The sequence below is a fragment of the Dechloromonas sp. CZR5 genome, assembly GCF_008711155.1.
Classification (GTDB): domain Bacteria; phylum Pseudomonadota; class Gammaproteobacteria; order Burkholderiales; family Rhodocyclaceae; genus Azonexus.
Genome location: NZ_VUYQ01000006.1, coordinates 249,956 through 269,637, shown reverse-complemented (window position 1 = coordinate 269,637; position 19,682 = coordinate 249,956). Strand labels below are relative to the sequence as shown.

17 protein-coding genes are annotated in these 19,682 nt (G+C 64.2%); 6 read left to right on the top strand and 11 right to left on the bottom strand.

The genetic code is table 11. From position 1 onward, the window contains the following. The first annotated feature begins 202 nt into the window (after positions 1-202). Positions 203-2,527, top strand: a complete 2,325-nt coding sequence (locus F1002_RS16515) for a response regulator (protein ID WP_150430138.1) — start codon at positions 203-205, stop codon at positions 2,525-2,527. 58 nt (positions 2,528-2,585) lie between these two features. Here F1002_RS16515 and F1002_RS16510 read toward each other — a convergent pair whose 3' ends face one another. From F1002_RS16510 to F1002_RS16475, 8 genes are all read right to left on the bottom strand, one after another. Next, positions 2,586-2,912: a cupin gene (locus tag F1002_RS16510; protein WP_150430137.1), complete on the bottom strand. Its 327-nt coding sequence runs from the start codon at positions 2,910-2,912 to the stop codon at positions 2,586-2,588. Next, a complete protein-coding gene (locus tag F1002_RS16505; protein ID WP_150430136.1) occupies positions 2,909-4,162 on the bottom strand; it encodes a hypothetical protein in 1,254 nt (417 codons plus the stop codon). The genes F1002_RS16510 and F1002_RS16505 overlap by 4 nt, the downstream gene beginning before the upstream one ends. Before the next feature lie 19 nt (positions 4,163-4,181). Then, positions 4,182-5,286, bottom strand: a protein-coding gene (gene prfB / locus F1002_RS16500; protein WP_150430135.1) for a peptide chain release factor 2 whose coding sequence is annotated in 2 segments (ribosomal slippage) — positions 4,182-5,204 and positions 5,206-5,286 — 1,104 coding nt in all. Because the reading frame shifts where the segments join, the coding sequence is not laid out codon by codon here. Between the two features lie 97 nt (positions 5,287-5,383). Then, complete coding sequence (locus F1002_RS16495) at positions 5,384-6,637, bottom strand: serine hydrolase (RefSeq protein WP_191090443.1); 1,254 nt, start codon at positions 6,635-6,637, stop codon at positions 5,384-5,386. Positions 6,638-6,660: 23 nt separating this feature from the next. Further along, positions 6,661-7,785, bottom strand: a complete 1,125-nt coding sequence (locus tag F1002_RS16490; protein ID WP_150430133.1) for a YbdK family carboxylate-amine ligase — start codon at positions 7,783-7,785, stop codon at positions 6,661-6,663. Next, entirely contained in the window at positions 7,782-9,050 is a 1,269-nt protein-coding gene (locus F1002_RS16485) for a cation:proton antiporter (RefSeq protein WP_150430132.1), read from the bottom strand. The genes F1002_RS16490 and F1002_RS16485 overlap by 4 nt, the downstream gene beginning before the upstream one ends. Positions 9,051-9,093: 43 nt before the next feature. Next, on the bottom strand, positions 9,094-9,876 hold the full coding sequence (locus F1002_RS16480; RefSeq protein WP_150430131.1) for a gamma-glutamyl-gamma-aminobutyrate hydrolase family protein: 783 nt from the start codon (positions 9,874-9,876) through the stop codon (positions 9,094-9,096). Continuing rightward, complete coding sequence (locus tag F1002_RS16475; protein WP_150430130.1) at positions 9,876-11,087, bottom strand: cation:proton antiporter; 1,212 nt, start codon at positions 11,085-11,087, stop codon at positions 9,876-9,878. The genes F1002_RS16480 and F1002_RS16475 overlap by 1 nt, the downstream gene beginning before the upstream one ends. A 119-nt stretch (positions 11,088-11,206) precedes the next feature. On the opposite strand from F1002_RS16475, the gene F1002_RS16470 reads away from it, so the two are divergent. Beyond that, positions 11,207-11,698, top strand: coding sequence for a MarR family winged helix-turn-helix transcriptional regulator (locus tag F1002_RS16470; RefSeq protein WP_150430129.1), 492 nt, complete (start codon positions 11,207-11,209; stop codon positions 11,696-11,698). Positions 11,699-11,702: 4 nt separating this feature from the next. Continuing rightward, the gene (locus F1002_RS16465) at positions 11,703-12,236 is read left to right on the top strand and encodes an OmpA family protein (protein WP_191090442.1); all 534 of its coding nucleotides are present in this window, start codon (positions 11,703-11,705) and stop codon (positions 12,234-12,236) included. A gap of 55 nt (positions 12,237-12,291) precedes the next feature. Here the strand turns inward: F1002_RS16465 and recJ are convergent, their stop codons facing one another. Beyond that, a complete protein-coding gene (recJ, locus tag F1002_RS16460; protein ID WP_150430127.1) occupies positions 12,292-13,980 on the bottom strand; it encodes a single-stranded-DNA-specific exonuclease RecJ in 1,689 nt (562 codons plus the stop codon). Next, the gene (locus tag F1002_RS16455; RefSeq protein WP_150430126.1) at positions 13,977-15,011 is read right to left on the bottom strand and encodes a hypothetical protein; all 1,035 of its coding nucleotides are present in this window, start codon (positions 15,009-15,011) and stop codon (positions 13,977-13,979) included. The genes recJ and F1002_RS16455 overlap by 4 nt, the downstream gene beginning before the upstream one ends. Positions 15,012-15,091: 80 nt before the next feature. Here F1002_RS16455 and F1002_RS16450 point away from each other — a divergent pair, with 80 nt between their 5' ends. The 3 genes from F1002_RS16450 to F1002_RS16440 all read left to right on the top strand — a co-directional run bounded on the left by F1002_RS16450 (position 15,092) and on the right by F1002_RS16440 (position 19,106). Continuing rightward, positions 15,092-16,339 carry a lipoprotein-releasing ABC transporter permease subunit gene (locus F1002_RS16450; RefSeq protein ID WP_046536610.1) on the top strand — a complete coding sequence of 416 codons (1,248 nt, stop codon included), beginning with the start codon at positions 15,092-15,094 and terminating at the stop codon, positions 16,337-16,339. Then, positions 16,332-17,009 carry a lipoprotein-releasing ABC transporter ATP-binding protein LolD gene (lolD, locus tag F1002_RS16445; protein ID WP_150430125.1) on the top strand — a complete coding sequence of 226 codons (678 nt, stop codon included), beginning with the start codon at positions 16,332-16,334 and terminating at the stop codon, positions 17,007-17,009. The genes F1002_RS16450 and lolD overlap by 8 nt, the downstream gene beginning before the upstream one ends. 81 nt (positions 17,010-17,090) lie before the next feature. Then, positions 17,091-19,106, top strand: coding sequence for a methyl-accepting chemotaxis protein (locus tag F1002_RS16440; RefSeq protein ID WP_191090441.1), 2,016 nt, complete (start codon positions 17,091-17,093; stop codon positions 19,104-19,106). Here the strand turns inward: F1002_RS16440 and F1002_RS16435 are convergent. Beyond that, positions 19,096-19,632, bottom strand: coding sequence for a DUF2062 domain-containing protein (locus F1002_RS16435; RefSeq protein ID WP_150430123.1), 537 nt, complete (start codon positions 19,630-19,632; stop codon positions 19,096-19,098). The two genes, F1002_RS16440 and F1002_RS16435, sit on opposite strands and share 11 nt — an antisense overlap. Positions 19,633-19,682: the final 50 nt, after the last annotated feature.

The following is a 19,682-nucleotide window of genomic DNA, read 5'->3' as shown; positions in this document are numbered from 1 at the left end:
TCGCTACCTAAGGACAAGGCCGGCGATGCGCGTGGCCGTGCTGGGCGAAGCCGCTTTGGTGAGTGTTGGCATCTCGCCACGGTGTCCGGCGGGATTTCCAAAGCAACCATATGAAAAGATCGAAATTCAGGCTGCATGAAACACTGTAAAACTTTGTGCGGGATGGTATTATTCTTAACGATATTGGCAGAAAAGGTGTTTTGTGCGAGTTCTGATCGTCGAGAGTTCTCCCTTGTACCGGGAGATACTTCAGCAAAGCTTCAATCGATTCCGTGGTGTCGACTTCGTGTTGTCGGCGACCCGGATGGAGGCGCTTGCCGAGGCGGCCGCACAAATGCCGGATTTCGTGGTGATCTCCGGTCAGTTGAGCGACTCCGACGGGGTATCGCTTGGCCGGCAGTTGCGCTGCGATGGCCTGGTGCCGATAGCGCCGATCGTGCTGCTGACCGGCAGCCCCAGCGCTGAAATGGCCATGGATGCCGAGCGTGCGGGCATTACGGAGATTTTTCGCAAGCAGGATCTGGATGAGTTGGTGGCCTTTTCGCGCCATTTTCTCGATGCGCAACAGCCGTTGCGTTGCCGGATTCTCTATGTCGAGGATGCACCGGAGCAGCGTCTGGCGCTTGCCGCGCAGCTACGCGAATGGGGAGCGGAGGTGGATGCCTTCGCTTCCGCCGATGAAGCCTGGCCTGCGTTCCTGAGGGCGGATTACGATCTGGTGGTGACCGACATCGTGCTTGGCGGGCACATGACCGGATCGCGCCTGATCAACCGGATCAGGCGGCAATCCGCGCCAAAAGGTGAAATTCCGATTGTCGCGCTGACCGCTTTCGATACGCCGCAGCGGCGTGTCGAACTGTTTCACCTGGGTATCGACGACTACGTGGCGAAGCCGGTTTTTCCGGTCGAGTTGCGCGCCCGGATAAGCAATCTGGTCGCCAGGGAGCGCGCCGAGGAGCGCAGCCACAAGCTCCTGCAGGCAACCGAACTCGGGGTGACGGTAGTCGATGAGGAAGGCTTCGTGCTGTCCATGGATCACAATGCCGCAAGCATGTTCGGCATTGCGGGCGATCCGGGGGGGCGCAATTTTGCCAATTTTCTGATGAACGAGCGGGACGGCGCCAAATGCATGGAGTCGTTGTGCTGGCTGATTGGCGAGCAGGATATCCAGCGTTTGCGCTTCACCGGGCGGCGAGTCGATGGGCGTGTTTTCCCGCTGCAACTGTCGTCCCTCGAAATCGAACCGGCCGATGGCGGGCGCCGCTTTGCCCTGCTGACGCGAGATGTCAGCGACGAACAGGCGCTGGCCGATCAACTGGAGGTGGCCAGGGATTCGGCTGCCCGGCTCGGCCGAATGAAATCCGAACTCCTGGCCAATGTCAGCCATGAAATCCTGACTCCGTTGAACGCCATCGTCGGGATGTCCTTCCTGCTCAAGCAAAGGGGGCTGACCGGCGACGCCCGCGAACAGGTCGAGCATATCGATGCGGCGGGACACCGGTTGGTCGGCTTGATCGACGAGATTCTGGATTTTTCAAAGCTCGAGTCCGGGAAGCTGGAACTGGAGTCGGTGCCTGTCTCCATCGACAGCCTCTTGGCCGGCGTTGCCGCGGCCGTCGAGAACCGCGCGGCTGGCAAAGGCCTCAGCTTCCGGGTCGAGGCCGTTGCGTTGCCGTCCGATTTGCTTGGCGACCCGGTTCGCCTGAGCCAGGCTTTGCTCAATTACGCTTCGAATGCCGTCAAGTTTACCGAGCGCGGCAGCGTCACGTTGAGCGCGTCGGTCATCGAAGATTCCGAATCGTTCTGTCAGCTGCGTTTTGAAGTGCGCGACACCGGGATCGGCATTGCCCCGGAATACCTCTACAGCATCTTCGACTCTTTCTGCCAGGCCGATGGCTCAAGCACCCGCCGTTACGGCGGTACCGGACTCGGCCTGGCCATTACGCGCGAACTGGTCGGATTGATGGGGGGCGAGGTCGGGGTGACCAGCACTCCCGGAACGGGCAGCACCTTCTGGTTTGTCGTCAAGCTGGCGAGGGCCGGCGTGCCGTGTGCCGCGCTTCCGGCACCGGTTGAATTGCCGCTGGACGATATTGCCTGGCACTTTGCCGGCAAGCGCTTGCTGCTGGTCGACGACGACCAGGTCAACCGGGAGGTGGCACTGGCGATGCTGGCAGGCACCGGTCTGCAGGTCGATATGGCGGAGAACGGCCTCGAGGCGGTGCGGGCTGTTCGCGAGCGTGACTACGCGGCGGTCCTGATGGATGTTCAGATGCCGTATATGGACGGCATGCAGGCTACCCGTCTGATACGGACCATGCCGGACAGGGCGGGACTTCCCGTCATCGCGGTGACCGCCAATGCCTTCGAGGGTGACCGGCAGCGTTGCTTCGACGCCGGCATGAACGATTTCATCCCGAAGCCGATTCAGGCTCGGGTGCTGCATTCCGTGCTCTTGCGATGGCTCCGGATCGGTCGGAAAGCGACCGGCCATCCTTTGGCCAGGACTTTCCTTTCCGAGATCTGACAAGCCCGGCAGGGTTGTCGCGGGGCCGCCCGGCACGGGCAATCGCGCTTTTCGGGTCTCAGGCCGCGTAGTGGATGGCAAGCCAGACGGTCGTCAGGTCCGGATGAGTCCATTCCACCCGATGCCGTCGATGCGGGGCGATCTCCAGGAAATCACCGGGTAGCAGCGCCAGCGCTTCCGCTGTGTCCTCGAAGCGGATTCCCGCCTCACCCTGCAGGAGCAGCACCCACTCGCCTTCCGGCTGGTCGTACCAGAATCCGCTCGGGCTAGCCTGGCCGGTGGAGACGATGCGTTCGATACGCAATCCGGGGCGCTTGAGCAGTTCCCGGAACAGTTCGTCCTGTCGGGGCGAAGCGGGAAGGTCGGAGTACAGATTGTCGATCATCGTTGCGCTGGCTGGTAAAGGGGCATGCCGTCGAGGCGCCGCTCGATTTCGGCTGTCAGTTGGCGATAGGCGGGACTGGACGTGCTACCGAAGCGGCGCTGGAACGCAATGGCACTGATCGATTCCGGCAGATCGCCAAGCGGCGGTACCATGTCGTGGTCTTGGATTTCGCGGTTCAACAAGGTGATCAGCCGCTGGTCGCGCCGGTTGATCAGTTCCCCGAAGCGGGTGCCGGCACGGTCGGCGGCCAGGTCGGCAAAGGAAAATCCGCTGCCGTGGCGGGCATCGGCCAGTTCCTTGTACAGGCCGATGGCGTCGGCGACAGGCTCGCCGGCCCAGGCGGCGAGCATGGCGGAAACCGCAAAATGCTGGGCACTGTCGTTGCGGCCGGCGAGCATCATGACGACCGGCCGCAATGGCGGCCAGCCGCGGGCTTCAGGTATCAGCGACGAGATGTTTTTCTCGGCGAGATAAATGCCGAGGACGAGCAAGGCGGCCCGCCGGTTTTCCCGCTGGTCGCTGCCGTTCACATCCAGCATGGCCTGCAACACCCCGGCGAACGGTATGCGCCGGCCCGACGCGTAGTGGTCGAGATATCCCGCCAGCGATTCCTGGGCGGAGCGAATGCGCACCAGGTCGTCGGGCGAGAAGGCGATGGCTCGCGCGTGGTCGAGCAGGGAGGGTTCCCAGGTATAGCCGACGATGACCAGTCGGTGCGCCGGATCGAAGGCCAGCTCATGGACCGCCTTGCGGGCCAGTTGCCATTCCGGGCCGTAACCCCTTGCATCGGCGGCGATGTTCAGGAGGGCTTCGAGAACGGCGGGGGGAATCCGGGTCTGCCCGATCGACGCGGTGTCGATCTTCGGCTCGCCGCTGCCTGGGCGAATGCTCGCTTTCAGATTGAGGAAAGGTCCGTCGGGAATCAGGGGAATGCGGCGAGTGAGCCGGATTTCGGCCATTTCCCCGGTCAGGATGAAAGCGCCCCGTGCTTTCAGGCCGCGACTGGCCAGGGCGTTGACGCCTTCGTCGATCAGCGTGGCCGGGATTGCGGTGTGGCGGGCCTCGCCACGCTGCAGACGACGAGGATCGTTGGTGTGGAACAGCCGGCGTGCCTGGTCGATGGCAGCCGGCGAGATGTTCTCGTCGCGCTCCACCAGCGGCGCATCCTCCAGCGCCGCCAGAAACAGGCCGCCGGCGGCCAGCACGAGCAGGAGCAGCGCGCCGGTCAGCCAGACGAAGAGGCGAGTCATGGCTGACTCACCCCGGGCCTCAGACGCCTTGTTTCAGGCTGGCTTCGATGAAGCCGTCGAGGTCGCCGTCGAGCACGGCCTGGGTGTTGCCGGTTTCGAAGCTGGTGCGCAGATCCTTGATGCGCGACTGGTCGAGCACGTAGGAACGGATCTGGTGCCCCCAGCCGATATCGGACTTGGCATCTTCCAGCTTCTGTTGTTCGGCCTGCTGCTTGCGCAGTTCGAACTCGTAGAGACGGGCGCGCAGCATCTGCCAGGCTTCATCGCGGTTGCGGTGCTGCGAACGGTCGTTCTGGCACTGCACGACGATGCCGGTCGGCACGTGGGTCAGACGGACGGCGGAGTCGGTCTTGTTGATGTGCTGACCGCCGGCGCCGGAGGCGCGGTAGGTGTCGGTACGCACGTCGGCCGGGTTGATGGCGATTTCGATCGAGTCGTCCACTTCCGGGAAGACGAACACCGACGTGAAGCTGGTGTGGCGGCGCGCGTTGGAGTCGAACGGCGACTTGCGGACCAGGCGGTGGATGCCGGTTTCGGTGCGCAGCGTGCCGTAGGCGTAGTCACCGGAGAACTTGACGGTGGCGCTCTTGATGCCGGCCACGTCGCCTTCGGATTCTTCCATGACCTCGACCGAGAAGCCCTTCTTTTCACCGTATTTCAGGTACATGCGCAGCAGCATCGAGGCCCAGTCCTGGGCTTCCGTACCGCCTGCGCCGGCCTGGATTTCCAGGAAGCAGGGCATCGGGTCGGACGGGTTGTTGAACATGCGGCGGAATTCGAGGGCGGCGAGCTTGCTTTCCAGCTCGGCGTTGTCGGCCTCGACGGCGAGCAGCGTGTCGTCGTCGTTGTCGTCCTTGCCCATGGCGAACAGCTCGCGGCCGTCGTTGACGCCGTTATCGACGGCTTCGAGGACGAGCACGATATCTTCCAGCGATTTCTTTTCCTTGCCCAGTTCCTGGGCGCGTTTCGGATCGTCCCAAATCTTGGGATCTTCCATCTCCTGGTTGAGGAGGGTCAGGCGTTCGCGCTTGTGATCGTAGTCAAAGATACCTCCGAAGCTCGGCGGCGCGCTGCGCCAGATCGTCGAGCTTGTTGGAGATGCTGTTGAGTTGTTCGGCTTCCATGACGTTCTTCTCGGTGCGTGGCAAAACCTCAATTATAGCCGGTGGGCACGGCGGCATCCGGATGCACTTTCCGGGCGCGCCGCCCGGCGCAGGTCGATCAGCGCTTTCCGGTGGGTTTCAGTCCGCGTTCGATGGACAGCCAGACCTGTTCGAGCAAGGCCAGCATGGCCGGCGTATGTGCCTGCGGGTAGCTGGCAAAGCTGGCGATGACGAGGCGTTTGTCGAAATCCAGGTAGAGGCTGGTGCCGTGCGTGCCGATGAGGGCGACGCGATTGGGGGCGCCGCCCAAATGGACGAAGCCGTAGCGTCGCTCGCTGCCCTTGGGCAAGCCCTGGATGTCGCCTGCACGGATACCGGACGAGGCCAGCAGGGTTTCGATGAACCAGCCGGGTATCCTGGCCCGCTTGCGGCTGCTGCGCGCCTCGACGAGCAGTTGTCCGAGCCTGGCGAAATCGCGTGGCGAGAGGCTGAGGCCATTCGCCAGTTCGACACCCTGGGCATCGCTCAGCCACAGCACCTCGTGCTCCGGCTGGGCGGGGAGCAGCAGTTGCTCGCAGAAGAGTCGGGCCAGCGGCCGGCCGTTGCTTTCGGCCAGGGCCCAGGCCAGCAGGTCGTCTTCGGGCGTTGCCGTGGCGCCGGTATCCAGCCCCGTGCGCAGCGGCTTGTCCCAGAGATTCGGCTGGGCAAGCCAGGTCCGGACGCCCTTGCCGGTTTCGTTCCCGGTCCAGCCGGCGGCCTGCCGCCAGTCGGCAAGTTCCTCCGGGCTCCAGGCGAGGCGTTCGTCGCCGTCGAGCAGGCGGTGAATCGATATCTTGCGCAGGCTGCCCGAGTTGGCGAAGGCCGGGATATAGCGGGAAACCGATTTGTCGGTGGCGAGCTTGCCCTGGTTGACGCTCATCGCCCCGAGCAGATTGAGCAACGGGCGGGTGGCCTCGAGCAGCGGGCGCGGCCGGTCATATACCAAGCCGTTGCGGTAGCGCTCGGCGACAATTTTTCCGTTGCGCAGCACGACGATGCCGTCGGTCGCCAGCCGGCTGTCGAGCAGGAAACCCAGGCTGCGCGCCTTGCCATCCAGCGGATCGACTGCCGGCAGGTCTTCCAGCAGCCGGCTGGCCGGTGCTGCAGCCGGCCGGTCGGTGGAAGGCGCCATGCGCCAGGCCGGCATGAAGGTGCTGGCGGACTGCAGGGTCAGGCGCTGGTTTTCGATATCCAGCCAGTTGTGTTTATCGATCCAGGGACCGAGCTTCTGCTCGCCCGCCGGCAGCTTGTCGAACTGACAGCTCGGCGTCACCGCCGGGGCTGCCGGCGGCAGCAGGAGCAGGAACAGGACAACTGGCCAGCGGCGACTCATTTTCATTCTCCATCTCGGGTTATTCAGCGCATCAGGCGTTCGCCGGTTTCGCGCACCACATCATTCAGGTTGCCATGCTGGCGGAAGCGCTCGCGCAGCCAGGCGGCATCGCCAGTTCCTCCGGCAAGCATGTTTTTTAGCGGACTCAGCCAATGCAGACAGCCGAGTTCACCGGCGTCTTCGGAAATCGCTTCGAGCAGCGGTGTCAGGGTCTGTCGCAGCGGCTGCCGGCAAAGGCCGGACGGATCGGAAATTTCCGCATCCAGACCGTAGCGGCAAGCCTGGAACTTGTTATAGCGGGCGACATGGGCCTGCCTCTCGGTCTGTAGCGCCGGTCGGGTGCGCAACAGCCAGCGCGACAGCGACTGGGCGAAGGCGGCCAGGGCGATGGCCTGCTCGATGGAGAGCGGGGTGTCGCAGACGCGAATCTCGACCGTGCCGAACTCGGGCTTCGGCCGCACATCCCAGTACAAGTCCTTGATGCCTTGCGCAATGCCGCAGGCCTGCAGGAATTCGAAATGCCGGCAGAAATCCGGCCAGTCGTTCAGCGGCGGGCACTGTCCGCTGAGCGGGAAGGCCGATACCGCGTTGAGACGGGCCGACTGGTAGAGGCTGTCCACGCCGTCGACAAAGGGCGACGAGGCTGACAGGGCGATGAAGGCCGGCACATGGACGCCGAGCGCCTGGGTCAGCCAGATGGCTTCGTCGGCCGAGGTGCAGCCGACGTGGATATGCTGCCCGAAGACGGTGAATTGCTTGGCCAGGTAGCCGTAGCGCTGGTACAGGCCGTTGAAGCGCTCGCCCGGGCAGATACGCCGCTCCGGCCAGTGATGGAAGGGGTGGGTGCCGCCGCCGCAGATGCCGATGTTGTTGCGTTCGCCGTGCTGACGCAGCGTGTCGCGCAGGCCGGCCAGGTCGGCGGCGATGCCGTCGACAGTCAATTGCGCCTGGGTGCTGATCTCGATCATGCTTTCGGTGATTTCCAGCTTGATTTCACCGAAGCGTCCGTCGTAATCGAGGCTGTCGAGTAGGTCGGTGGCGCCGCGCGTCAGATCGAAATCGCGTCGGGAAACGAGTTGCAGCTCGAGTTCGACACCGAGCGACAGCGGTGCGCTCTCCTTGAAGTTTTCCAGTCCCTTGTCGCTCATGCGATACCTCCCTTGTCGCCGGCGCCGCATTCGCCGGAGCGGCTCAAGGCCAGGCGGCAGAGCGCCGGGCCGATCAGTTCCATCATCGCCGCCGCGAACAGCGGCAGGGTCAGTGCGGAGCGTCCGACTTCCGGATAAAGGCCGGCTATCTCATACGCCATGAACACGGCCGTGGCCGACAGGGGCTGGATGCCGACGCCGACCAGCAAGCGCTTGGACAGCGGCAGGCTGCCGCCCGACCAGGCCAGGGCTGCGGCCTTGGCGGTGGCACGGACGAGCAGCAGGCCGAGTGCCTGCAGGCCGGCCACCCAGGTGAAGTCCTGCCATGGCAAGGAGGCGCCGACGATGACGAAAAGCACGATGGCGAGCAGCCAGTGGCCTTCCGGCAGGTCGGTATAGCGCAGCGTCTGCTGTCGGTCGGTTGCAGCGAGCAGCACGCCCATCAGGAAAAGGGTCAGGAAGACCGGTACGGCCAGCATGCGGGCGATGCCCACGGCGAGCAAGGCGCAGGCGATGAGTACGAAAACCTGGGCCAGCGAACGCTTGGGCAGGGTGCGGGCGATGCGCAGCGCCAGCCAGGCGCCGAGGCCGCCGACGAGCAGCGCCCCGGCTACTACCCAGAGCGGATGCAGGATGGCGTTCAGCCAGTCCGCGCTCAATTCGGCATGCACGATGCCAAGGACGACGGCAAAAGCGACGAAGGAAGCGGCCGAACCGATAGCGGTATGCAGGATGATGCGCTCGGTGACCTGCCCCTGCGCCCTCGACTCCTCGATGGTCAGCAGGACGACGGCCGGCGCCGAGGCCATGGTGACGGCCGCGGTGGCAGCCGCCCAGGCCGGCGACAGGCCGACCAGCCAGAGTGCGAAGGCGAAGATCAGCACAAAAGAGAGCGAAATGTCGGCCAGCGTGCCGCGCAGCAAGGCCGCATTGCCCCACAACCATTTCAGTTCGAGACGCCGGCCGACCTCCAGCATCAGCAGGCCGAGCGCCGCATCGGCAATCGGCCGTGCCTGGGCCAGCGCCTCGATGCTGATCCAGCCCAGCGCCGATGGCCCGAATACGATGCCGGCCAGCACGTAGCCGATGACCTTGGGCCAGCGGGCGTGGGCGTGCAGCCATTCGCCGATAAGCAGTCCGACGACCAGCAGCAGGCTGAACAGGGCCAGCGAGTCGATGCTTTCCGGAAAGGGCGGCAGGAAGAACAGGCGCTCGACCAGGCTGTCCCAGACGTTGCGCAGCGGAGCGAGGAGGCGTTCGATCATCTCCGCCCTCCCATCGTGCGCCACCCCATGGGCAGTCCCGACCTCACCATCGCCGGCCTCGCGCGGCGTTGAGGAATTCGTCGAGGATAGGCGTGCAGTTCAGCAGGTCCGGGCTGCCCGGCGGGTGGAATTCCGGGTGCCACTGCAGGCCGAGTACATAGGATTTGGCATCGAGGCGAATGGCTTCGATCAGTCCGTCCTCGGTGCTGCGCGCCTCGATCCGCAAGCCCTTGCCGACGGCCCTGATCGCCTGGTGGTGAATGGAGACCACCCGCCCGCCGGCCTGTTCGGTATAGAGCTTGGCCAGGCTGCCACCCGCCTCCCAGGCGACGGCGTGGGCGTGCTTGTCGTAATCGTCATGGACGTGGATGTCGGGGCGTTCGTACTGCGTGGCGATATCCTGGTACAGCGTACCGCCGAGCGCGACGTTGATCAGCTGGGCGCCACGGCAGATGCCGAGCACCGGCTTGCCGGCTTCCATGAATTCGTGCAGCAGTTCCATCTCGTAGGCGTCGCGCAGGCGGTCGCCCGCCCACTCGGGCTGCAGCGGCTCCTCGCCGTAGGACTGCGGGCTGATGTCGGCGCCGCCTTGCAGGACGAGGCCGTCGAGATGCTGCGGATAATCGGAGAGACGGATGCTGCTCCGATGAACCAGGCCATCGCCGCTCACCGAGGGAATCATGAAGACCATGACTTCGCGCGACATGACCCAGTGGGCAACCGACTGCTCGAGGTAGTGCAGCGACTTGGATTGCAGGCCGGTCGCACCGGGCAGCGGGTGGTAGATCCGGGCCGAGAGGCCGATACGTAAGGGACGTCTTGCCATCATGAGACTCCTTGTCGATGGTTTGCCGGCGGCTCGGCGGCGGGCTGCAGCCGTGTCGCCTCTCCGAAGCCGAGGATGGCCGTTTGCGTGGCCAGCGGGCCGAGCAGTTGCATGAGCAGGATGGTCGCCATCAGCATGCCGATCAGGTCCGGGCTCATCTGGTTGTGCAGCATCTGCATGTTGACCAGCAGCACCAGCGCGACGCTCGACATCGGCTGCAGGCCGATGCTGAACAACAGGCATTCGCGCGGGTTCAGGGCCAGCCTCTTGCGGTATTGCCAGACGGCAGCCCATTGCCCGACAAAACGCACCAGCGAAATCAGCAGTGCTTCGCGCCAATAGGAAAACAGGTGGCCGATATCGAGCGCCGCCCCGGCCAGGACGAAGGTGATGACCAGAAAGACCCGGGCGTCGCTCGCGATGCGGATGGCGACTACCTTGTTGTCGTGGTCGATTGCCCTGACCATGGCGCCGAAGACGAGCATGGGCAGGAAGACCGAGATGTCGAGATAGATCGCGGTGCCGACGCCGAGCACGATGGTGCCGAGAATCAGCAGGTGCTGGTGTTCGGCCTGGCGCTCGAGGCGCTCCGCTCCGAGCAGGACGATTGCGGCGCACGCCCCGCCGAGCAGGAAAGAGCCGACAATGCTGCCGAGCCCTGTGCTCAGGCGTCCGAAGGTGCCGAGGGACTGGCCGTCGTCGAGGAAGGGAAGGGTGAGCATGACGATGGCGAAGGCGATGACGCCGTTGATGGCGACCAGCGAGTAGAGCAGGCCCGTACGCTCGCCCCGGGCACCGACATCGCTGCAGGTGGCGATGGTGATGGCTGGCGAGGTGGCCAGGCACAGCGCGGCCGCGAAAAGCGCCACGGTGGCCGGTACCGCGTTGACCACGAACCCGGCGAAAAGCAGCCCCCCGGAGGCGAGGGCGACGGCGGTTCCGGCCCGCAGGCGGGCCAGGCGTTCCGTCCGGCTCACGGCCGGTACCAGATAACCGAGCTCGAACAGGATCAGGCCGAGGGCGAGGTCGATGAACAACTGGGCCGACTCGACATGCAGCGGCGTTACCCAGTTGCTGCCGCTCTGTCCGACCAGGAGGCCGAACAACACATAGCCCGTCGTTCTCGGCAGCCTGGCCAGCCGGCGCGCGGTTTCGCCGGCGAGCAGGCCGCCAAGCAGGACGAAACCGAAGAGCTGTATGGAATTCAACATGGGGGTAAAAGCTGCTGGCACCGGGGCGGGCCGACGAGGCCGGGAAATGAGTGTTTTTGGGTGGTTGTAAACTACATTGGTTATAAATATAATTCTCGCACCCGTTTCGTGCAATTTTTATGAAAATTTCTACTCCCAGTCTGCCGCTCGACGTGCTGCAGCAATTTCGTGTCATCTACGGCACCATGCGGCAGTATTTCCGCCTCATCGAGCAGTGTTGCGGCCTGCCGGGCAGCCAGATGTGGATTCTCCAGGAGGTCGAGCGCACCCCGGCCATCGGTGTCACCGAGCTGGCGCAGCGACTGGGCATACATCAGTCGACCTGCAGCCAGCTGGTTGAAAGGCTGGTCGGTCTGGGTTATCTGGAAAGGCAGAAGGCGGCAACCGATCGGCGCCGGGTTGGCCTGGTCCTCGCCTCGTCTGGCCAGGCACTTATCGCGCGCCTGCCGGGCCCGGCCGAAGGTGTGCTGCCGGCGGCGCTCGCCAGCCTGCCAGAGGTTGCCTTGAAAACATTGAATATAAATCTAGCTGAACTGATCAAGCATCTGCAGGATAGCGACGACCAGTTTGCGCGGGTTCCCCTGGCCGACATGGTGCGCGATGCGGAGTAGACGAATGGTACGGCGCATCGCCATCCCGCTTCTGGTCACGCTGCTCGCCGCTTGTGCCACCACACCCCGGCCGGAAACGCCGCCGGTCACGCCGGGTGCATCGGGCGCGCCGGTACCCCAGGTCGAGGCTCGGGCCGGGCAGGGTGCGCAGGACAAACCGAAGGCGGTGGAGAAAAGCGAGGGCTTGCCGGTCAATCCGGAGGAGAGCGTCTTTTTTTCGCCGGGCTCCAGTGCCATCGCGTCATCCGAGCGAGGCAAGCTCAAGCTGCTGGCCGGTCGCCTGTTGAACGACCGGCGGCAGTCCGTGACCCTGGTTGGTTACGCCGCCAATCAAGGCAGCCGTTCCTTCAATCTGGCGATTGCCGATGCGCGCATCGGTGCCGTTGCCAATGCGCTGAAAAAGCAGGGCGTCAGTACCTATCAGATCAGAAGGCAGGTCGGTGGCGCGGTTAAGTCGACCAACTGCCGCTCGTCCGAATGCTGGCGCTTGTTGCGCCGCGTCGATTTCGTATTTCCCGACGCCGCCGGCGGTAATTGAGCGGACGGGCGGCGAGGAGAGGGGCGGTGGCGGGCTTGCCTTCTCCTGGCCTGCTTTACTCCAGATACTCGACCATCAGCTGCGGGCTTTCGACGCCCATGTATTCGTTGATCGCCAGCCGGTAGGCGGCCCGCGTGTGGCCACCGGGCTGGGTGCTGAAATTGAACTGGATGGCGTCGATGCGACTGTTGCCCTTGCGCAGGCGCAGCTTGAGATGCTTTTCCTTGAGCACGCGCTGCTGTTCGACATCGAACTCGTCGACGAACAGCGGCGCGGGGAAGCCCTGGCCCCAGATTTCGTTTTCCAGCAGGCGGGCGGCTTCCAGCGACAGGTAACCGCCTTCGAGGTTGCCGTCGGTTTCCAGCGTGCGGGTCAGGTCGGCGGGGTCGAGCAGTTCTCCGGCGACGGCGGCGAAGGTCTCGTTGAAGCGTTCGAAATCGCCTTCGCGCAAGGTGGCGCCGGCCGCCATGGCGTGGCCGCCGAAGCGCACCAGCAGGCCCGGCTGGCGCTTGGCGACCAGATCGAGCGCGTCGCGCAGGTGGAGGCCGGGAATGGAGCGGCCGGAGCCCTTGATGATTCCCCCTTCGCCGGGCGCGAAGGCGAATACCGGGCGATGCAGCCTGTCCTTGATGCGCGAGGCGAGGATGCCGACCACGCCTTCGTGCCAGCTTTCGTCATAGAGCGCGATGCCGGCAGCCGTGCCGTCCACCTCCATGCTGTCGAGCAGGTGCAGCGCCTGTTCCTGCATGCCAGCTTCGATTTCGCGCCGTTCGCGATTGAAATTGTCGAGTTGCTGCGCGATGGTCAGGGCGCGTGCTGGATCGTCCGTTAACAGGCATTCGACCCCGAGGCGCATGTCGGCCAGGCGGCCGGCGGCATTGAGGCGCGGGCCGAGCAGGAAACCGAGGTCGAAGGCGGTGGCGCGCTTCGGGTCGCGGCCGGCGGCCTTGAACAGGGCGGCGATGCCCGGTTGCATCTGGCCGGCGCGCATGCGCTTGAGGCCCTGGCTGACCAGGATGCGGTTGTTGCGGTCGAGCTTGACCACGTCGGCGACGGTGCCCAGAGCGACGAGGTCGAGCAGGTTGGCGAAATTAGGCTCCGGGCGTTCGGAAAAGTATCCCCGTTCGCGCAGTTCGGCGCGCAGGGCGAGCATGACGTAGAACATGACGCCGACGCCGGCTATGCACTTGGACGGGAAATCGCAGCCGGGTTGGTTGGGATTCACGATGCATTCGGCGTCGGGCAGCGTGTCGCCCGGCAGGTGGTGGTCAGTGATCAGCGTGGCGATGCCGTGCTGCTGGGCGCGGGCGACGCCTTCCAGGCTGGCGATGCCGTTGTCGACGGTGATGATCAGGTCCGGCGACTGCTCGGCGGCGACGTCCACGATTTCCGGCGACAGGCCGTAACCGAGCTTGAAGCGGTCGGGGAGCAGGAAATCGACATCGGCGCCGAGCGCCTTCAGGGCGCGCATGCCGACCGCCGTGGCGGTGGCGCCGTCGCAATCGTAGTCGCCGATGATCAGCAGTTTGGCCTCGGCCTCGATGGCGTCGGCCAGCAGTTGCGCGGCGTCGCCGGCATGGGTCAGGGCGGCCGGCGGGATCAGCGACTTCAGTTCGTAGTCGAGTTCGGCCTTGTCCTTGATGCCGCGTGCGGCGTAAAGGCGGGCGAGCAGCGGGTGCAGGCCTTGCTGCTCCAGTTGCCAGACGACGCGTGGTGCCGCGCTGCGGGTGGTGATCCGGGTCATGGCGTTTCTCCCGAGGCCAGTGCCGTGGCGAGAGAGGCCAGCGGACGGCTGCGGCGCCAGAATTTCCAGCGATCCGTGGCGTGCAGGGTCCAGGTCAGCAAGCCGTAAACGGTCGGCGCGACGATGCTCAGGCTGGTGACGCGGCGGCCCGCGGCGCCTTGCAGCGGGGCGAACCAGTTGCTGTCCAGCGCCTGCCAGGCACGCTTCCAGCCTTCGCCATCCTCGTACAGCACGGGCGGCAGCAGGGCGTCGAGTACGACCAGCTGGCGGTCGCCGGCGGCACCTTGAAGCAGTTCGGCCAGGTTGGCCGGCAGCGGCCTGGCGGGGATGCCCGATGCCAGGGCCAGTCCGGTTGCCAGCGGGTTGCTTGTCGATACGGCCGACCAGGCGGCGGCCTGCAGCACGGGCAGGGTGCCGCCTCCCCATAGCCACAGGCTGTTGATGGCCGGCTTGCCCTCGGCCTGGCGTCTGGCGTTGACCGGGTGGCCGTGCAGGAACATCTGCACCTCGTTCAGCCAGCGGGTGAGGCGGCTTTCCTTGCCGGACAGTTCGCCATCCATGCGCCGGCCGGCGATGGTCGACAGCGGTTCGGCCGGGTGGTCGACCGCTTCGTTCAGGCGCAGATACCAGCGGCACGAGGTGGCGACGTGAAAGCGTCCGACGTCGGCAAAGGTTTCGTTCAGCGCACCGACGAGGGCAATCGCTTCGTCGTCGTCGACATCGAAGGCGCCGGCATCGGCGAGCACGATGCGTTCGTGGTGAAAACGCAGGTGGACCGGGTCGGCGCACAGCCAGTGGCCGTCGCGCGCCGCATCGTCCGGCGATTCGCCGAGCAGGCGCAGGGGGGCGAACGGCATATCGTCGGTGCCGAACAGCCGGGCGAGGGTGATTTCAAAAGCCTGTTTGGGCTGGCGGTCGAAGCGGGCGCGGCTGGCGAGCCATTCGAAGCCCGGCACCGAGAGCTTCCCGAGGGTCAGTTGGTCGTTCGGTTCAGGCCAGATCAGTTCGGGGACAAGCAGGGTGAGGTGCACGGGAAACGTTCGCGGGTCGGTCAGGGTGGGATAAGGCGGAAGAGTGTACCATGGCGACTTTTTACGCCTGTACCCGACGAATGGCATTGCCCTACGAACTGTTGATCGGCCTGCGCTATACGCGGGCCAAGCGACGCAACCATTTCATTTCATTCATTTCGTTGATCTCGATGCTCGGTATCGGGCTCGGCGTGGCCGCGCTGATCGTCGTCCTCTCGGTGATGAACGGCTTCCAGAAGGAATTGCGCACGCGCATCCTCGGCGTGGCTTCGCATATCCAGATCACCGGGATCAATGGCGAGCTGACCGGCTGGCCGGCGATTGCCGAGCAGGCGATGAAGCATCCGGAAGTTCGTGCGACAGCCCCTTTCGTGCAGTCGCAGGGCATGTTCAGTGTCGATGGGGGGGTCAAGGGCACCATCGTGCGCGGCATCCTGCCCGACCAGGAGGACAAGGTCGCCGATTTCCGCAAGACCATCCAGAGCGGCAGCCTGGACGACCTGCGTCCGGGCGAGTTCGGCGTCGTGCTCGGTGCCGACCTGGCTCGCTCGCTGCGCGTCTTCACCGGCGACAAGGTGACGCTGATCGCGCCGCAGGGCACGGTGACACCGGCCGGCGTGGTGCCGCGCCTGAAGTCGTTCCGTGTGGTCGGCATCTTCGAGGTCGGCATGTACGAATACGATTCCGGGCTGGCGCTGATCAACCTTGAGGATGCGCAAAGGCTCTACCAGATGGACGACCGGGTGACCGGCGTGCGGCTCAAGGTCGACGACCTGTTCCAGGCGCCGCGTATCGCCCGCGAACTGGTCCGCTACATCGACGCCGACGCCTACCTGAACGACTGGACCAAGAGCCACGCCAATTTCTTCCGTGCCGTGCAGATCGAGAAGAACATGATGTTCATCATCCTCTCGCTGATTGTTGCAGTGGCCGCCTTCAACCTGGTATCGACGCTGGTCATGGCGGTAACCGACAAGCAGGCCGACATCGCCATCCTGCGCACGCTGGGCGCGCGGCCCTTGTCGATCATGGCGGTATTCGTGATCCAGGGGGCGCTGGTCGGCTTCATCGGGCTGGGCCTCGGGATCGCCGGCGGCGTGGCACTGGCGCTGAATATCGATGTGGTGGTGCCCTTCATCGAGCGCCTGCTCGGTGTGCATTTCCTGTCCAAGGAGGTCTATTACATTTCCGACCTGCCATCCGACCTGCAGTGGGGCGATGTCTGGGGCGTCACGCTGATCGCCTTCGTGCTCGCCTTGCTGGCCACCCTTTACCCCAGCTGGCGGGCTTCCCGCGTCAATCCGGCGGAGGCCCTGCGCTATGAGTGATCCCGTTCTGATTGCCCGCGGCGTTACCAAGGTGTTTCGCGGCGGCGGGCTGGACGTGCCTGTTCTTTCCGCCATCGACCTCAGCGTGATGCCGGGCGAAACCGTCGCCATCGTTGGCGCATCCGGCTCGGGCAAGAGTACCTTGCTGCATCTGCTGGGTGGCCTGGACCGGCCGACGGCGGGCGACGTGTCCCTGATGGGCCGGGAATTCTCGTCACTCAGCGAGGTGCAGCGCGGCGACTGGCGCAACCGGCACCTCGGTTTCGTGTATCAGTTTCATCACCTGTTGCCGGAGTTTTCGGCGCTGGAAAACGTTGCCATGCCCTTGCTCATTGGTCGCGAAAAGCGCCCGGCGGCGCTGGAGAGGGCTGCGGAAACGCTGGCTGCCGTCGGGCTTGGGCACCGCCTGGAGCACCGGCCGGGCGAGCTTTCTGGCGGCGAACGCCAGCGGGCGGCGATCGCCCGGGCGCTGGTCAGCCAGCCGTCGTGTTTGCTGGCCGATGAACCAACCGGCAACCTTGATAGTCATACGGCATCAGTTGTGTTCGGATTGTTGATCGAGCGGGCTCGCTTGCAAAAGACGAGCCTGATACTGGTCACCCATGACCTGCAACTGGCTGCCAAGGCAGATCGTGTCTTGCGATTGAACGATGGGCTCTTGGACACATAGTTACAGCATCTCGATAATATGGCATAATCGCAGTAATTTATTAAAATTGACTATGCGGGCCGTCTATTGAGGAGTATGGAAATGCAAGCACTTTTTTCGCCTGCTCTTGGCTTGATGAACAAGCTTCGCTATCGCAGCAAGTTCATGTTGCTCGGCGCCGCGGTGGGGGTTGTAGTCACGGTACTGCTCTACTCGGTGTTTGTGTCCCTCAATCGGGATATCGTGACCGCTCGTCACGAACTAGAAGGCTTGCAGATGATCAAGCCCTTGAACCGCATGACGCAGTTCGCGCAGCAACACCGTGGTTTGTCGTCGGGTGTCCTGAGCGGCAACGAGGCGATGAAGGACAAACGGGCGGCCAAGGAAAAAGAGGTCGTCGAAGCGCTGGCTGCCGTCGAAGCCTCGCTGTCGCCCACATTGCGCGAGAGCCAGGCCTGGAAGGCGATTCGTCAGGATTGGGAGGACATTCGCTCGCAAGGCTTGACCTGGGCGGCGGCGGACAACATCAAGCGCCATTCGCAAATGGTGGCCAAGATGCTGCGCTTCATGGTCGATGTTGCCGACGAAACCGAAATGACGCTCGACCCGGCGATGGATACCTACTACTTCATGGATACCATCGTCTCCAAGATGCCCGCCGTTCTGGAACTGCTGGGCGTTACGCGGGCTCGCGGCACAGGCGTGCTGGCCAAGAAGGAGCTGACGCCGCAGATGCGCGTCGATATTGCTTCGCAACTCGCCCAGATGTCGGGAACGCTACAGGCGCAGAATACCAACGTCGAGAAGGTTCTGCGTTATGCCCCGACCCTGCAGAGTTCCCTGGCAGCGCCTGCCAAGGAGTTTTCCGACGGTGCCGAGCGGATTTTTGACCTGGTGCGCGCTGACGTCCTGAGCGAAAAATTCGAGACGCCGTCGCAGGTCTATTTCGATCAGGTCACTCAAATCATCGATCTCGGCTACAAGGTGATGTACGACACGCTGATCCAGCAATTCGAACACCAGCTTGAGAAGCGTATCGATGAGGCGAAGCGGGTGATCACCTTCAATTTCGGCATTGCCATCCTGGTGGTGCTGATCGTCGGGTATCTGGCCATCGGAACCTATTTCTCGGTCATCAACAGCGTTCACAATTTTTCGCAGGGCGCACGGCGTCTTGCCGATGGCGACCTGACCGTCGATTTCGACAATCATGGCGCCGACGAACTGCATGCGGCCGGCAAGGACTTCAACGACATGGCCGCTTCGTTCCGGGCCTTGCTGGGTGGAGTGCAAGGCGACGTTCGGCGGATCAACGACGCTTCGGAGCAGGTCGCATCGTCAAGCCAGCAGATATCGGCCAGCAGTTCGGCGCAGAGCGATTCGGCGTCGAGCATGGCCGCCGCAGTCGAGGAAACGACAGTGGGCATCGACCACATTGCCAAGAATGCCCAGGACGCCCAGGAATTCTCGCGTCGTTCGGACGAGGTGGCGGCGGAAGGCGGACGGATCGTGAATGCCGTGGTCAATGAAATCCAGGCCATCGCCCAGACGGTCAACCAGTCGGCGGCGGCGGTCGAGGCGCTGGGTCAGCAGTCGGGGCAGATTTCCGCCATTGTCGACACCATCAAGGAAATCGCCGATCAGACCAACCTGCTGGCGCTCAATGCGGCCATCGAGGCAGCGCGCGCCGGCGAATCCGGCCGTGGGTTTGCCGTCGTGGCCGACGAAGTACGCAAGCTGGCCGAGCGGACTGCCAAGTCGACGCAGGAAATTTCGGGCATGATCGGCGCCATCCAGTCCGGTACGGCAACGGCCGTGTCGAGCATGAAGGAGGGCGTCGGGCGTGTCGCCGAAGGCGTGCATCAGGCGGAACTGGCGGGTGAAGCCATCGGTCAGGTACAGCTGCAGTCGCGCCAGGTTCTGGAGGCCGTCTCGGAAATTTCGGTCGCCCTGCGCGAACAGACAGCGGCAAGCACCGAAATTGCCCAGAGCGTCGAACGGATTGCGCAGATGGCCGAGGAAAACAATGTGGCCGTTGCCGGCAACGCTCAAACGGCAGAGACGCTGCGCAACCTGGCTCATGCGCTGACCAGCGCAATCGCCCGTTTCAAGACCTGATCGTCTTACGCCGCCGCCAGGCGGCGATCAGCCATACCCGCCACGCTGCCTGCGTGGCGAAATACCCCGCCACGGCCAGCCCGCAGGCCAGCAGGATCAGGCCGATACCAAGCGGTTTGGCGGCAGCCAACATCCACTCTTGCATGGCGGTGGTCCATCCGATGAAATTCGTCGCGTCGAAATTGGGCGGCGCCACGAAACCGTTGCTTTCCCCGATGGTCGCTCGGCCGATCTGATACGCCACCAGATAAAGCGGCACGATGGTGAACGGATTGGTGTACAGGGTGACCAGCATGGCCAGCGGCAGGTTGACCCGAAAGACCAGGGCGCATGCCGCCGCGCCGACCATCTGCAGCGGCCCGGGAATGAGGCCGCAAAACAGCCCGGCGGCAACCGCGCCGGCAGCCGAATGGCGGTTCAGGTGCCACAGTCGCGGGTGCAGCAGCGACGAGGCGAAAGGCCGCAGCCACGGGTTGTTGCGGATCGTTTCGTGGTCGGGGAGGTATTTTTTCAGATAGCGGCGCATGCCCTCATTATCCCGGATAAGCCGGCCGGACAATACTGGCGTGCGTGCCC